The 14077-nt window shown below is 68.0% G+C and carries 11 protein-coding genes; 3 read left to right on the top strand and 8 right to left on the bottom strand.

Annotated elements, in window-relative coordinates; all coding sequences use genetic code 11:
• Window positions 1–72: 72 nt before the first annotated feature.
• The 5 genes from IE243_RS14825 to IE243_RS14805 all read right to left on the bottom strand — a co-directional run bounded on the left by IE243_RS14825 (window position 73) and on the right by IE243_RS14805 (window position 5798).
• Window positions 73–561, bottom strand: coding sequence for an META domain-containing protein (locus tag IE243_RS14825; protein WP_191320170.1), 489 nt, complete (start codon window positions 559–561; stop codon window positions 73–75).
• 277 nt (window positions 562–838) lie between these two features.
• Complete coding sequence (gene hisG, locus IE243_RS14820; protein ID WP_191320169.1) at window positions 839–1819, bottom strand: ATP phosphoribosyltransferase; 981 nt, start codon at window positions 1817–1819, stop codon at window positions 839–841.
• A gap of 13 nt (window positions 1820–1832) precedes the next feature.
• Window positions 1833–2969 carry an ATP phosphoribosyltransferase regulatory subunit gene (locus IE243_RS14815; protein ID WP_191320168.1) on the bottom strand — a complete coding sequence of 379 codons (1137 nt, stop codon included), beginning with the start codon at window positions 2967–2969 and terminating at the stop codon, window positions 1833–1835.
• Window positions 2970–3281: 312 nt separating this feature from the next.
• Complete coding sequence (gene hisS / locus IE243_RS14810) at window positions 3282–4793, bottom strand: histidine--tRNA ligase (RefSeq protein ID WP_191320216.1); 1512 nt, start codon at window positions 4791–4793, stop codon at window positions 3282–3284.
• 135 nt (window positions 4794–4928) lie between these two features.
• Entirely contained in the window at window positions 4929–5798 is an 870-nt protein-coding gene (locus IE243_RS14805; protein ID WP_191320167.1) for a VOC family protein, read from the bottom strand.
• A 117-nt stretch (window positions 5799–5915) separates the two neighbouring features.
• Here IE243_RS14805 and IE243_RS14800 point away from each other — a divergent pair, with 117 nt between their 5' ends.
• Together IE243_RS14800 and IE243_RS14795 are read left to right on the top strand one after the other, a co-directional pair.
• A complete protein-coding gene (locus IE243_RS14800) occupies window positions 5916–6623 on the top strand; it encodes an alpha/beta fold hydrolase (RefSeq protein ID WP_210319869.1) in 708 nt (235 codons plus the stop codon).
• Window positions 6624–6838: 215 nt separating this feature from the next.
• On the top strand, window positions 6839–7750 hold the full coding sequence (locus tag IE243_RS14795; RefSeq protein ID WP_191320214.1) for a 50S ribosomal protein L11 methyltransferase: 912 nt from the start codon (window positions 6839–6841) through the stop codon (window positions 7748–7750).
• A 331-nt stretch (window positions 7751–8081) separates the two neighbouring features.
• Here the strand turns inward: IE243_RS14795 and IE243_RS14790 are convergent, their stop codons facing one another.
• Window positions 8082–8300, bottom strand: coding sequence for a hypothetical protein (locus IE243_RS14790; RefSeq protein ID WP_191320166.1), 219 nt, complete (start codon window positions 8298–8300; stop codon window positions 8082–8084).
• A gap of 323 nt (window positions 8301–8623) precedes the next feature.
• On the opposite strand from IE243_RS14790, the gene IE243_RS14785 reads away from it, so the two are divergent.
• The gene (locus tag IE243_RS14785) at window positions 8624–10453 is read left to right on the top strand and encodes an aminopeptidase P family protein (RefSeq protein ID WP_191320165.1); all 1830 of its coding nucleotides are present in this window, start codon (window positions 8624–8626) and stop codon (window positions 10451–10453) included.
• A gap of 380 nt (window positions 10454–10833) precedes the next feature.
• Here IE243_RS14785 and IE243_RS14780 read toward each other — a convergent pair whose 3' ends face one another.
• Both IE243_RS14780 and IE243_RS14775 read right to left on the bottom strand, forming a co-directional pair.
• Window positions 10834–11262 (bottom strand): hypothetical protein, encoded by a 429-nt coding sequence (locus IE243_RS14780; RefSeq protein WP_191320164.1) that lies wholly within the window; start codon window positions 11260–11262, stop codon window positions 10834–10836.
• Window positions 11263–11573: 311 nt separating this feature from the next.
• A complete protein-coding gene (locus tag IE243_RS14775; RefSeq protein ID WP_280514601.1) occupies window positions 11574–14042 on the bottom strand; it encodes an ATP-dependent helicase in 2469 nt (822 codons plus the stop codon).
• Between the last annotated feature and the right edge of the window lie 35 nt (window positions 14043–14077).

Raw genomic sequence — 14077 nt, 5'->3', positions numbered from 1 at the left:
AACCCCGCTGCCATGCAGCGGGGTTTTTTGATCTTCGCGAAAGCCTGCGCAGGCTCCGCGTCCGAAACTGGTTCAGAACGTGCGGTCGAAGCGCAGTTCGCCGGCCGGGCCCTTCAGCACCAGCTGGCCGTTGACGATGTCCCATTTCTGGGCATAGCGCAGGGCCGAGAGATAGGCGGTTTCGGCGCCCTGGCTGCCCTTGTCGCAGGCGCGGCGGGTCAGCGCCAGCGGACCAACGGCGATGCCCATGTCGCGCAGCGGGAAGGCCACGGCGGAGAAGGTGTTGCAGCCGCCAAAGCCGCGGGCGCGGAATTGCGAGTCAAGCACGAAGGAGGGGCGCTCCGCGCCGCTATAGCGCTTGCCGTTCAGGCTGACGGCGATCCAGTTTTTTCCAAGCGGAAAATTCTTTTCGATCTTCTTCGGCTGCGGCGCAGCCTGCTGTTGCGACTGCTGCCGGCCCTGGCGGGCGTCGGCTGACGCCGTGGTGAGAACGCTCGCCGCAGCAAGCGCGGTGACAGCCGTCAGTGCAAGGCGAACAGTTTTCACGTGCATCCACTCCATCAACATATCCGCGGGCCCGGCGTACGGTTGCCCCAATCCGGCCAACAACCGCAACGGCGTCGTCCCGCAGGAAGTTGTCGCCGTTTGCGGCTTTTTGCCAGCAACAGGGGCGTCATTGCAAGCGCTGACAGGACACGGTCGCCAACAGACCGCCCCGGGAACCGCCACGCTGGGCGCCTTCCAATCAATATTGACCGAAGGCCAGCCCAGGTTTTCCTGGCTCCGGCGAATTCTGGACGACCAGGCCCTCCGCCTGGCCGGAAGGGGCTCTGGCGCTTCAGCCCAGCCGTCGGAACAGCCGCTCGGCCAACGCATTCTCCCGGCGGAAGGCGTATTCCAGCTTGCGCACGCCCACATGGTCGGCCCCGGCGGCGGACAGGGCGTCCACCAGCGCGAAGACCTGTCCGGCGGGGCACACCAGCGTCGCGGGCGCTCCGGACGCCGGGGCGCCGAATGGCAGGCGGGCGCTGAAGCGGTTGGCGAGATTCTCCAGGGCTTCCCTGTCCAGCGCCGGAACCAGCGCGCTGACCTCGCGCGTTGTCCGCGCCACTTCCTCGGCGGCGATCCGGGTCAGGATCGTGCGCACGGCGGCGCGCGCCGTCGGGCCCCAGTCGGCGCGCATGGAGGCCACCAGATTGGCCCAGGAGCGCAGCATGACGCCGTCATCAAGAATTTTCAGCGCATTGGCGGCCAGCGTCGCGCCGGTCGTGGTGATGTCGACGACGATTTCAGCCGACCCAGAGGCCGGCGCCCCTTCGGTGGCGCCCAGGCTTTCGACAATGCGGTAGTCGGCAAGGCCGTGCGCGGAGAAGAAGCCCCGCGTCAGATTGATGTATTTGGTGGCGACGCGCATGCGCTCGCCATGGCGGGCGCGCATGTCAGAGGCGACGTCGTCCAGATCGGCCATGGTGCGGACGTCGATCCACGCCTGGGGCACGGCGACCACCACATTGGCGTTGCCGAAACCGAGCGGCGTCAGCAATTCCACGGCGGCGTCGGCGTCCAGCACCTGCTCGCGCACCAGGTCTTCGCCGGTGATGCCGAGATGCGCCGCGCCGCTGGCGAGCTGGGTGACGATCTCCGAGGCGGAGAGGAACAGCACCTCCACGCCGGGCAGCCCCTTGATGGCGCCGCGATAGTCGCGGGCGCCGCCGGGCCGGTGCAGCTCGAGGCCGGCGCGGGCGAAGAACGCCGCGGCGTTTTCCTGCAGACGTCCCTTGGAAGGGACGGCGATAACAAGCGGGGTATCGGTTGACATGGGGTTCCCCGGATCAGGCGATGACGGCGAGGCTGTCGAAACGGTCGAGCCAGACGGCGCAGCCGACGGCGGGCAGGGGCGCGGCGGCCCCAAGCCGCTCGGCCAGCCCGTCATAGCGGCCGCCCGCCGCCACCGGCCGGCGGTCGGCGCGAACCGGATCGTCGATCTCGAAAATGAAGCCCGAGTAGTAGTCGAGATTGCGGGCGAAGCGGGCCGAAAAGCCAATGCGCTCCACGTCCACGTCGCGGGCGGCGAAAAAGCCCAGCCGCTCCTCGAACAGGTCGATGGCCGCGCCAATGTCGAGACTGGCGTCGCTCGCCAGCTTGCGCAGGGAGACCACCGCGTCGTCCGGGTTGCCGGCGATGGCGAGGTAGCTTTCCAGAACGTCCCGCTTCTCGCCGCCCAGCGCGGCGGCGCGGCGCTCGGCCCGGGCCAGAAAACGACGGGCGATGTCGCTGGCGCTGCGCCCGCCCACCGTGGTGATGCCGGCGATGGTCAGCACGTCCTCGACAAAGGCGCGCGCGGCGCGCGGGTCCTGCCCCTCCAGGGCGCCGAGCAGGCCGGCGTAATCGCCGTCGGCATTGCCGTCGCCGGTGATGGCGGCCAGCGGCTGGCCGGCGGCGACGCCGCGCAGCAGGCGGCGGCGGGTTGGCGCGTCGACGCCGAGCGCGTCGACCACCGCGGTGAGCAGGCCCATGTCGCCGAGCCGGACGGCGGCGTTGCGCAGGCCGAGCGACGTGGTCGCCTCAACGGCGAGGCCAAGAATTTCCGCGTCGGCGGCGCTGCGGTCGCTGCGGCCGAACGATTCCACGCCAGCCTGGGGGAATTCCCCAGTCTCGCCGGCGCGCAGGCGGAAGACGGGGCCAAGGTAGCTCACGGCGGCGTGCGGCTGCGCCCCCCGGGCCTGCGCCTCCAGAAACTGGCGGGTCACCGGAATGGTGTACTCGGGCCGCAGGCACAGTTCCGCGCCGTCGCCGCTGGCGGTGACGAACAGGCGGCGGCGGATATCCTCGCCGGAGAGATCGAGAAACACGCTGGCCGGTTGCAGCACTGGCGGTTCGACCCGGTGGTAGCCCTCACGCCCGAACAGCGCCAGAAGGCTGGCGCAGGCCTGTTGCGTGGCTGGTTCGTCGGTCAGCAGGGGCGACATCTGTTCTACCTGTAGGGGGCCGGGTGGGTGAGCGTTCCGGCGGTTGGGCCGGGATGACGAGGCCGGATGGCATGGTTGGCGCGGATGGACAGAAGGGCGGACATCGCTCCCGCAAGCCATCCGGGCGGTTCCTTATCAGAAAACCGCGTTTCCCGCGACCGGCGCGAAAATTGCGGCCGGAGCAGGCGCAGCGAGCGGAGGGATCGCTCCAGGTTCGTGGATGGCCGGGTCAAGCCCGGCCATGAGCGTGGGGTGGGGAAGGGCCGGCGGCGCATTCGATCGCCGGCCGTCAGCAGTCTGGACCACACCCGGTCAGCGATAGCGGTCCAGCACCCGCTTCACCGCCGCGACCAGGTCGGCTTCAGGCGCGACAAACTGGGCTTCCGCCTGCTTCGCCAGATAGGTTTCGCGGTCCTTGATCTGGCGGATGCTGGCGCCGAGGCGCAGGTCCTTGATGGTGACCTCGCCCTTTTCCTTCTCGTTGCTGCCCTGGATGACCACGCAGACGCTGCCGCGTTTGTCGGCATACTTGACCTGCGCCTGCATGCCGGCCTGGCCCATGTACAGCTCGGCGCGGACGCCCGCTGCGCGCAGTTGCCCGACCATGGCCTGGTAGTCGCCGAGGCGGTCCCGGTCCAGCACCAGCACCACCACCGGCCCCATGGGCGGCTCCACCGCCACCACCGGGCTTTTCACCGCCAGCAGGGCGGCCATCAGCCGCGACACGCCGATGGAGAAGCCCGTGGCCGGCACATCCTCGCCCCGGAAACGGCCAACCAGGCCGTCATATCGACCGCCGCCGCCCACCGATCCGAACCGGACCGGACGGCCCTTCTCGTCCTTCACCTCGAAGGTCAGCTCCGCCTCGAACACCGGGCCGGTGTAATATTCCAGGCCGCGCACCACCGAGGGGTCGATGATGACCCGGCCGTCGTCATAACCGGCGGCGCTGAGCAGGCCGGAGATTTCGGCCAGTTCCGCACAGCCTTCGCGGCCCGTGGCGGTGCCGGCGAAAGCCCGCGCCATATTGGCGACCGTGGCGGCGTTGCTGCCCTCGCGCGCGCCCAGAATGGCCAGAACCTGGTCCGCCGCATCCGGCGTCAGCTCGGCGCCTTTGGTGAAGTCGCCCGAGGGGTCCATGCGGCCCTTGCCGAGCAGGTCGCGCACGCCATCGACGCCGACCTTGTCCAGCTTGTCCATGGCCCGCAGCACCGTGAGGCGACGGCCGGCATTGTCCTCGCCGCCGATGCCGATGGCCTCCATGACGCCGTCGAGCACCTTGCGGTTGTTGATCTTGATGACGTATTTGCCCGCAAGCCCGAGGGCGTCCAGCGTGTCCGCCGCCATCATGCAGACTTCGGCGTCGGCGGCGACCGAGGCGGCGCCAACGATGTCCGCGTCGAACTGCATGAACTGGCGGAAGCGGCCGGGCCCCGGCTTCTCGTTGCGGAATACCCAGCCGGCGCGATAGCTTTTGTAGGGCTTCGGCAGGCTGTCGAAATTCTCGGCGACGAAGCGGGCCAGCGGCGCGGTCAGATCATAGCGCAGCGACAGCCACTGCTCGTCGTCGTCCTGGAATGAGAACACACCTTCATTGGGCCGGTCCTGGTCGGGCAGGAACTTGCCGAGCGCGTCGGTGTATTCAATGAACGGCGTTTCGACCGCGTCAAACCCGTAGAACTCATAAGTTTCGCGGATTTTTTCGAGCATGCGGCCGCTGGCCGCCAGTTCTGCGGGGCCGCGATCGACAAAACCGCGCGCCAGCCGGGCCTTGGGGCGCTGCTGGGCCTTGTCTTTCGGCTGCTCTTGCGACGTAGCGGCCATGCCGGCGTCGTTGCGGGTCTGATCGTTCTCTGACATGGCGTTCGCATACCTTGGGCGAGCCGGGCCGGCAACCGGCTTGTTACGAAAAGCGTAACCTGACGACGGCTGGTTTAACCGGCGTCGCCAGCCGCCCATTCAGCCGATCGGCGGAACCCGCGCCGGGTCGCCAGACCAGGTCCACGCCATGCCGGGGCGCGAGACGCCGAGCATCATGCCGCCGAGCGCATCCGGGTGCAGCCAGAGCTGGTCGGCCATGCGATCCGCCGGGCGCGCCGCTGGCCGGTCCACGGTCATGCCGGCGCCAGCGGCCCGGGCCCTGGTTTCGATCTCGCCGATCCGCGCCGCCTCGCCGAAGCCCATGTACATCACCGGGCCAAGCTTCTGCAGTTGCCGGGCCATGGTGGTGCCCGGCTTCGACGGATTGATCACCTCGAAACGGTGCAACTGGCGTGGCCGGAACAGGGTGAGCGCGCCCTCATAGCCGAATGTCTCAGAGGCGATCGGACATTCGATCTGCCGGTCGAGGCCGAACAACGTCGCGAGACGGGCGATGGCCGGCTCTGGCGCCGGATCGAGCAGGGTGGCCTCGTAAAAGAAGTCGAGCAGTCCGACCGACGGGCGCTCCTCGTGCGGTGAAACAACCACCCGCAACCCGCGCACGCCCATTGCCGTCGGGTCCGGATGCAACTGCCCGTTCTCTTCAGCCGCCGTCACGCCGTGGTCGGTGAGGCGGCGTTTGAGGCCCGGCATATCCGTCGTCGACACGCCCGCCGCGAACATGTGCGCCCGCCCGCGCGCCGCCAGGGCGTCGGCGACCGGCCCGGCTCCGTCAGGCTCCAGCAGCTCGACAAAGCCCTGGGCAAGGCGCAGCCGGGTGCGCCGGGCGCCCAGCGCGGCGGTGCCGTCGCCGCCGTCCGGCTCCGCGCCCAGCAGGGCGACCCAGTTGCGCGCTGTTTCGGCCGCATCCGGCGTGGCGAGGACCATGCGGTCGATCTGGGTCAGCATGGGCGTTTTCTCCGGTTCTGGTCTGTTGCTTGCCGGGCAGATTGGCCTCAGCCGGTTTTCAGGGCAAGGTTGCGCGGGCCTGCCAGTCAATGGTTCAGGCGAGAAGGAGGAACGCCCATGTCAGCCGCGATGCGTGAACCGCTGGTGTTGATTCCTGGCCTCGGCTGCTCGGCCCTGTTGTACCAGGCGCAGATCCCGGCGTTGTGGCCACAGGCGGCGGTGCAGGTGGCCAATCATACGCGCGGCGCGACCATGGATGAGATTGCCGGCGCCATCCTCGCCGACGCTCCGCCGCGCTTCGCCCTGGCTGGCCTGTCCATGGGCGGCTACCTGGCCTTCGCCATCATGCGGCTGGCACCTGAGCGGGTGACGCGTCTGGCTCTGCTCGACACCGCCGCCACGGCGGATACGCCAGAAGTCACGGAGCGTCGTCTCGCCGCCATCGCCATGGCTGAAGCGGACAACCTTGACGGCGTCGTCAATGCGAGCTGGCCGCAGGCCGTGCACGCCGATCGTGTTGGCGACATGGCGCTGAAGTCGGTTTACCGGGCCATGTATGACCAGGTGAGCTTGCCGGCCTATGCCCGCCAGCAGCGCGCCATCATGGGGCGGCCCGATTCACGGCCCGGCCTCGCCGCCATCCGCTGCCCGACGCTGGTGCTGGTCGGCGATGGCGACCGCCTGACGCCGCCGGAGCGGGCGGAGGAAATCCACGCCGGAATCGCCGGCTCACGCCTGGTCGTGGTTCCCGGGTGCGGCCATATCTCAACCCTGGAGCAGCCCGACGCGGTGAACGCCGCGCTGCGGGACTGGCTGGCGGACTGACGTTTCGTTGGGGAGGGCGGATGGACGGGCAAAGGGACCTGTTCCGGGCCATCCGGCAACAGGCGGAATAGCGTCCGTTTTCGCTGGAGGACTGCGCCATGCCGGAGGAAATCTGGATCGCCGGGGCGCCTCCCATCAGAAAGTCAGGGCGGGCGCTGTTCTGGCGCGGCGTTTTCGCCTCGCCGCGAACGCCAGCCTGTGCTAACGGCGTCGCCATGATCGAAGGACTGCAACCCCACAAGGCCACGCGGATCATGCGCCTCGTCACCGACGAGGGCAGCGCCCGCATGACCACCGAAATTCTCGGCGAGATCTTCGATCCCGTCGAAACCGCCGTGTCCGCCTTCGAAACGGACCAGGGCTGGCTGCTTGAGGCCTATTTTGCCCATCCGCCGGATGAGGCGATGATCCGCGACATCATCCGCCCTGTGGTCGGCGCCGCCGCCGACGACGCGGTGTTCGACGACATTCGCGAGCAGGACTGGGTCAAGGCTTCGCTGGATGGGCTAAAGCCGGTGCGCGCCGGCCGTATTCTGGTCTATGGCAGCCATGATCGCGGCGTGGTGAAAGCCAACGACGTGCCGCTGGAGATCGAGGCGGCCCTGGCCTTCGGCACCGGCCATCACGGCACCACCTCTGGCTGTCTCGATGCGCTGGTGCGCCTCGCCAACCGCCGTCGGCCCCAGTCCATTCTCGATGTGGGCACCGGCACCGGCATTCTGGCCATCGCCGCGGCGAAATGGTTGCGCGTTCCGGTCATCGCCGGCGATCTCGATCCCACGGCCGTCGCCGTGGCGGCGGAGAACGCCAAAGCCAATGGCGTCGCCAGCCTGCTGACGTATTACATCGCGCCTGGCGTCGAGAACGCCCATGCGCGCGGCCGCAGGTTCGAGCTGGTGTTCGCCAATATCCTGGCGCGGCCATTGCGGTTGATGGCGGTGTCCCTGAGCCGCTCGGTCGCGCCAGGCGGAAACCTGGTGCTGTCCGGCCTGCTGGCGCGGGACGTGCCCGGCGTGCTCGCCGCCTATCGCGCCCAGGGCTTCGCGCTGGCGGAGCGGCGTGATCGTGAAGGCTGGGCCGCGCTGGTGCTGCGGCGCGGCGGCGCGGCTCCGCGCTCCAGGCGATAGAAGCCAGTTCGGGATCAAGCGGGTTCATGGCCGGGCGCGCCAGCGATGGCGCCCCGGTTGTTTTCCGTTTTCTCCGGCGAGAGACTGTATCTCCGCGCATGGAGCTGCCGGCAAACCCGGCCGGGAAACCCTGAAACAAGAAAAGCCGGCCATGGCGGCCGGCTTTTTCTTTATTTGATCATCCCAAAGAACAGATCCTTGCGGAAGGCCCTGTTCTGGAAGGCGTCGCCGCGAGCGCATGAAACGTTCGCGGCCATGAGTGATCCGCAGCCATAAGTGATCGCCTGACGCGGCGCCAGCGGTTACTGAAATCCGCTCTGGCGTGGCGGGATTAGCGGGTGGCGTAAACCAGCCCAGTCTCGGAGTCCTGAACGCCGCCAACTTCCTTGAGCTGCTCCGGGCCGAGCTGGGCGGCGGTGTGCAGCACATCGCCCGAGACGCCGTAGCGGAAACCAGTAAAGAGCGAGCGGAGAGCCGCGCCAAAACCGGCGTGCTTTCCAGAGTGGGCGTTGCGGTTGGCCGAAAGGTTACCGAAAGTAGCAGTTGCCATTGGTCTATCTCCAAATCTGAAAGACAGCCCCAGCGTTCCTCTTGTTCTTGTATGCTCCCTATTTAGGCCTGTCGGCGGGCGGACAGTAGATGTTGTAGCGCATGGCGCCCATCACCCAAATGCATGACAGTTGGTTGCGGCCGGAACGGGTATGAATTCTTTAACTGTTCAAATAATTGTCACATACATTACTTTCTGCAAACAGTACGCGGGCGTACGCAAACCTGCCTGATCCGTCCCAGGCTTCCGCGCGTCCGCGCCTTGCGTGAGCGACCTGAATGCGGCCATATCGGAGCAGGCAGGGGCGGTTGCGGGAGAACCTCATGTTCAGGGCGGTGTTCCAGAGTTTTGACGACGCGGCGCAGGGCGCCGCCGGGCCCGGTCGCCTCGCCGCCCTGCGCACCGAACTGCGTCGCCATGGCTTCAACGGCTTCATCATTCCGCGCGCAGATGAGCACCAGGGCGAATATGTGCCGGCGAATGCGGAGCGGCTGGCCTGGCTCACCGGTTTCACCGGTTCGGCCGGCCTGGCCGTGGTGCTGGAGGACCGCGCCGCCATATTCGTCGATGGGCGCTATGTGCTCCAGGCGCCGCAGCAGGTCGATGAAACCGCCTTCACCGTGGTTCCGCTGGCGGAAACGACCCCCGAGGCGTGGCTGCGGGCGCATCTGCCCGCCGGGGCCCGGCTCGGCTACGATCCCTGGCTGCACGCCACGGCCTCCGTCCGCCGCTTCACCAAAGCCGCCGAAGCTGCTGGCGGCCGGCTGGAGCCGGTCAGCCACAATCCGCTTGACGCCGTGTGGAGCGACCGGCCGCAACCGCCGACCGGCCGTATCCGCGTGCAGCCAGAGAGCCTTGCCGGGGAAAGCGCCGCCACGCGGCTGGCGCGGCTGCGCGACAGCCTCGTCAATGAGAAGCTGGATGCGCTGCTGATCAGCGACCCCCACAACATGGCCTGGCTGTTCAACATCCGCGGCGCCGACGTGCCGCACACGCCGCTGGCGCTGGGTTACGCCCTGGTTCCACGTGAGGGCCGGCCGGCGCTGTTTCTCGACGGCCGCAAGCTGACCGCCGAGGCGGGCGCGGCGCTCGCCGGGGTTGCCGACGTGGCGCCGCCGGCCGCGCTGGAGGAGCGTTTGCAGCAGGCGGCGGCCGGCGGCGCCCGCATTCGCCTTGACCAGACGACCGCCGCCGCCGCCCTGTCGACCATCGTCCATGCGGCCGGTGGCGTCGCCGATGTGGGCGAGGATCCGCTGACGCTGATGAAGGCGCGCAAGAACACGGTCGAGATCGCCGGCTCGCGGGCCGCCCATTTGCGCGACGGTGCCGCCGTCACCCGGTTCCTGCGCTGGTTTGATGGCGCGGCGCCCGCCGGCGGCGTCACCGAAATCGACGCGGTCAGCGCCCTCGAAACCTTCCGGCGCGAAACCAATGTGCTGGAAGACGTGTCGTTCCCCACCATATCCGGCGCCGGGCCGAACGGCGCCGTCGTTCACTACAGGGTCACTACGGCGACGAATGCGCCGGTGGGCGAGGGGATGTTCCTGATCGATTCAGGCGCGCAATACGCCGACGGCACCACCGACATCACCCGGACCATTGCTGTCGGCGAACCGGACGCCGAAATGCGCGACCGCTTCACCCGCGTGCTCCGGGGCCACATCGCCGTGGCGACGGCGGTGTTCCCAAGGGGGACATGGGGCGCGCAGATCGACAGCTTCGCCCGCCGCCCCCTGTGGGAGGCTGGTCTCGATTTCGACCATGGGACGGGGCATGGCGTCGGCAGCTTCCTGTCCGTGCATGAGGGGCCGCAGCGCATCTCCCGTCTCGGCAACGTGGCGCTGGAGCCGGGCATGATTCTCTCGAACGAACCGGGCTACTACAAGGCCGGCGCCTGGGGCATCCGCATCGAGAACCTGCTCGTGGTGGAGGAGCGGGACATCCCCGGGGCGGAAAGGCCCATGCTTGGCTTCGAGACCCTGACCTTGGCGCCGATCGACCTGCGCCTTGTCGAACCTTCGCTGCTCTCCGACGCTGAACTTGCCTGGCTGAACGCCTATCATGCGCGCGTGCGGGAGGAACTGACGCCGTCCCTCGCCAGCGAGGAGGAGCGGGCCTGGCTGGTGGAGGCGACGCAGGCCATCGTGGCCTGACCCCCGAACCCCGGGGTGTGCGCATTCCGCGTCAGGTGCTGCCCGAACGGCCCTGGCGTTTCCAGCAGGAGCACGGGTCGTCCTGGCGTCGGGAATTGCAGGGCGGGAAAGCGTCAGGATGGTTGTTGCCTGGCGTGAATGCCTGCCGTCGGCATCAACTGAAGGCCATAACTGAAGACCATGCCCATGGAAGCCCTCATGACCACGGGCGCGCGACGACGCGGACAAAAAAATCGCCGCGAACGACGTGTTCGCGGCGACCTGTTCGCGCAATCTGGAGCATTTTCGGTGAGAAAATGCTCGCTCTCCTGGATTTCACGCATTTCCTTCAGGAAAAGTGGGTCCCACTTTTCCTGAAAATGCTCCCGGGGCTGGTGGCCTCAGGCGCCCGAGCCGGTCGGGGTGGACGGAGTGGGGGTCGGGGCGCCGCTTTCGGGGCGCTGCAGCACGGGGCCGCGGCTCAGGTGGGTGCTCTTCTCGATATTGCGCGGCACCAGGCTGGTCACGTCGCCACGGATGCTCTCCAGCAGGTCAAGCGCGTTGCGACCATCCGGGAAGGTCAGTTCGCGCAGGGCCTGGGCCAGCACGTCAATCTTGGTCGACAGTTCGAGGCCGCTACGCGCGGAAACGCGCGACATGGACTGCTCAACGCTTTTCAGCTCCTGCAGCAGCTCACGGCGCAGTTCGCGCTGGTCCTCGGCGTCGATCAACGGCGAGCCCAGCATGCCGCGCAACGCGGCCCAACGCAGGCCGAGTGCCGGAAGGGTGCTGGCGTCGCCTGAGTCGGAAGCCTGGGGGATGTTCGCCATCTGGGATCTCCTTGGTAACGGCGTTGAGCGGTGGCGCTCTGTTGTGGCGATTGTGAGGCCCGGCCGGCGTCAGGGCGCCGGGCTTCAGGAAAACAGTAAACACAAGGTTTACATCATCCTGCCGTGGATCGGCCTTCGGGCGCAATCCCGTATCGGGCGCTATGCCCGGCAAGTTTCGCACGATGGTGAACGGCCAGGTCTGAACAGACAGTTTCGCGGGCAAGCCGCCCCGGGCCTGTCGTCAGGTTCGGGCCTGCGGCGAGGCCATCGGCCCCCTCCTTGCGGAGAGGGAATGCCCCGCAGCTCCTTCCTCAGGTCGCCTCGACGAAACTGTCGAGCACCGTCTTGCGGCCGGCCTTGTCGAAATCGACCGTCAGTTTGTTGCCGTCGACCAGCGCCACCGAGCCGGGGCCGAACTTCTGGTGAAAGATCCGGTCGCCGACGCTGAAGGCCGAGGCGCCGGTGGAGCGCGCCACCAGTTCGCCCTCGATGACCGGTCCGCCCTTGGTCCTGGTGCGGGAGCCGCCGCGCCCGGCCGCGAACTGCGAACCGCCGGCGCCATAGCCGTCGCGGCCAAAGCCGCCCTGGCCGAAGCCGCGCGCCTGGGCCCGCTGCCAGCCAGGCGTTGCGTAGCTGGAGGGAGCGGTTTCCGCCGCCCCGGCATAACCGCCGGCGGCGCGGTCGAAGCGGCTCTGGCCATAGCTGTTGTTCTGGCCGTAGCCGCCGTAGGAATAGGATGCGGGGGCGTCCAGAACCTCCACGGCGCTTTCCGGCAATTCGTCGATGAAGCGCGAGGGAATGGTGGCGTTCCACAGGCCGTGGATGCGCCGGTTGCTGGCGAAGTAAATGCGGGCGCGCTTGCGGGCGCGGGTGATGCCGACGTGGGCGAGGCGGCGCTCCTCCTCCAACCCGGCGCGGCCGCTTTCGTCGAGGGCGCGCTGGTTGGGGAACAGCCCTTCCTCCCAGCCGGGCAGGAACACCGTGTCGAACTCCAGCCCCTTGGCGGCGTGCAGGGTCATCAGCGAGACGCGCTCGCCGGTGTCGCCGTCAGCCGCCTCCATCACCAGCGAGACGTGCTCCAGGAAACTCTGCAGGTCGGGAAATTCCTCCAGCGAGCGCACCAGTTCCTTGAGGTTGTCGAGGCGGCCACTGGCTTCAGCCGAGCGGTCCCGCCGCCACATCTCCGTGTAGCCGGATTCTTCCAGCACCAGCTCCGCCAGCTCGCCCTGGCGCATCCGCGTCGCGGCGGCGCTCCAGCGGCCGAAGTCGGCCAGCAGATCGCGGATGGTCTTGCGCGGCTTGGGCTTGAGCTCTTCCGTCTCCACCAGATAGCGCGCCGCCTCCATCAGCGGAATCCGCGCCGCCCGGGCATGGGCGTGCAGCACCTGAAGGGTGGCGTCGCCAAGGCCGCGCTTCGGCGTGTTGACGATGCGCTCGAAGGCCAGATCGTCGGCGGGCGAGACGACGCAGCGCAAATAGGCCATGGCGTCGCGAATTTCCAGGCGCTCGTAGAAGCGCGGGCCGCCGATCACCCGGTAAGGCACGCCGAGCTGCACCAGGCGGTCTTCCATCTCGCGCATCTGGGCCGAGATCCGCACCAGGATCGCCATGTCGCCAAGCGAATGACCCCTGGCCTGCAGGGCTTCGATTTCCTCGCCGACGAGGCGGGCTTCTTCTTCAGAGTCCCATGCGCCGGTGATGGCGACTTTCTCACCATCCTCATCTTCGGTGCGCAGGCGCTTGCCGAGGCGGCCCTCATTGCGGGCGATCAACTCCGAAGCGGCGGTGAGGATGTGTCCGGTCGAGCGGTAGTTGCGCTCCAGCCGCACCACCTGGGCGCCAGGGAAATCGTGCTCGAAGCGCAGGATGTTGTCGACTTCGGCGCCGCGCCAGCCATAAATCGACTGGTCGTCGTCGCCGACGCAGCACAGATTGCGGTGGGCCGGATCGCGCCCCTGGGCCAGCAGGCGCAGCCACAGGTATTGGGCGACGTTGGTGTCCTGATATTCGTCCACCAGCATGTAACGGAAACGCTGCTGATACATGGTCAGCACATCTGGCTGTTCCCGGAACAGGCGGATGGTTTCCAGCAGCAGGTCGCCGAAATCAGCGGCGTTGAGGGTTTTCAGCCGCTCCTGATACATGGCGTAGAGCTTGCCGCCGCGGCCATTGGCGAAGGCCGCGCCTTCGCCCGCCGGAACCTGCGCCGGCGACAGCGCCCGGTTCTTCCAGCCGTCGATCAGATGGGCGAGCTGGCGCGCCGGCCAGCGTTTTTCATCGACGCCTTCCGCCTGCAGCACCTGCTTCATCAGCCGGATCTGGTCGTCGGTGTCGAGGATGGTGAAGGTCGGCTTCAGACCGACCAGCTCGGCGTGGCGGCGCAGCAGCCTGGTGCTGATGGCGTGGAAGGTGCCAAGCCAAGGCATGCCCTCGGCGGCGGGGCCAACCAGATGGCCGATGCGCTCCTTCATCTCGCGCGCCGCCTTGTTGGTGAAGGTGACGGCGAGGATCTGCGACGGCATGGCGAGGCCGCTGGCGAGGATGTGGGCGATGCGGGTGGTCAGCACCCGGGTTTTGCCGGTGCCGGCCCCGGCCAGCACCAGCAGCGGGCCTTCCGTGGTTTCAACGGCGAGGCGCTGCTCCGGGTTGAGCCCGTCCATCCAGGAGTGCGGCGTATGCGTCGCCATGGCGCCCTGGCGGGCGCGGGCGGCAATCCCGCCGGCTTTCGGCGCATAAGCGGGCGCGGCCATATTGCCGGAATGATCGTCAGAACCTTGCATTGACCTGTTCAGTTTACTTTCCGCGAAACCGGCCC

This window comes from Camelimonas fluminis (genome assembly GCF_014656355.1).
Classification (GTDB): Bacteria; Pseudomonadota; Alphaproteobacteria; order Rhizobiales; family Beijerinckiaceae; genus Camelimonas; species Camelimonas fluminis.
The sequence above is the reverse complement of the archived record's forward strand: the minus strand, read 5'-3'. Positions and strand labels throughout refer to the sequence as shown.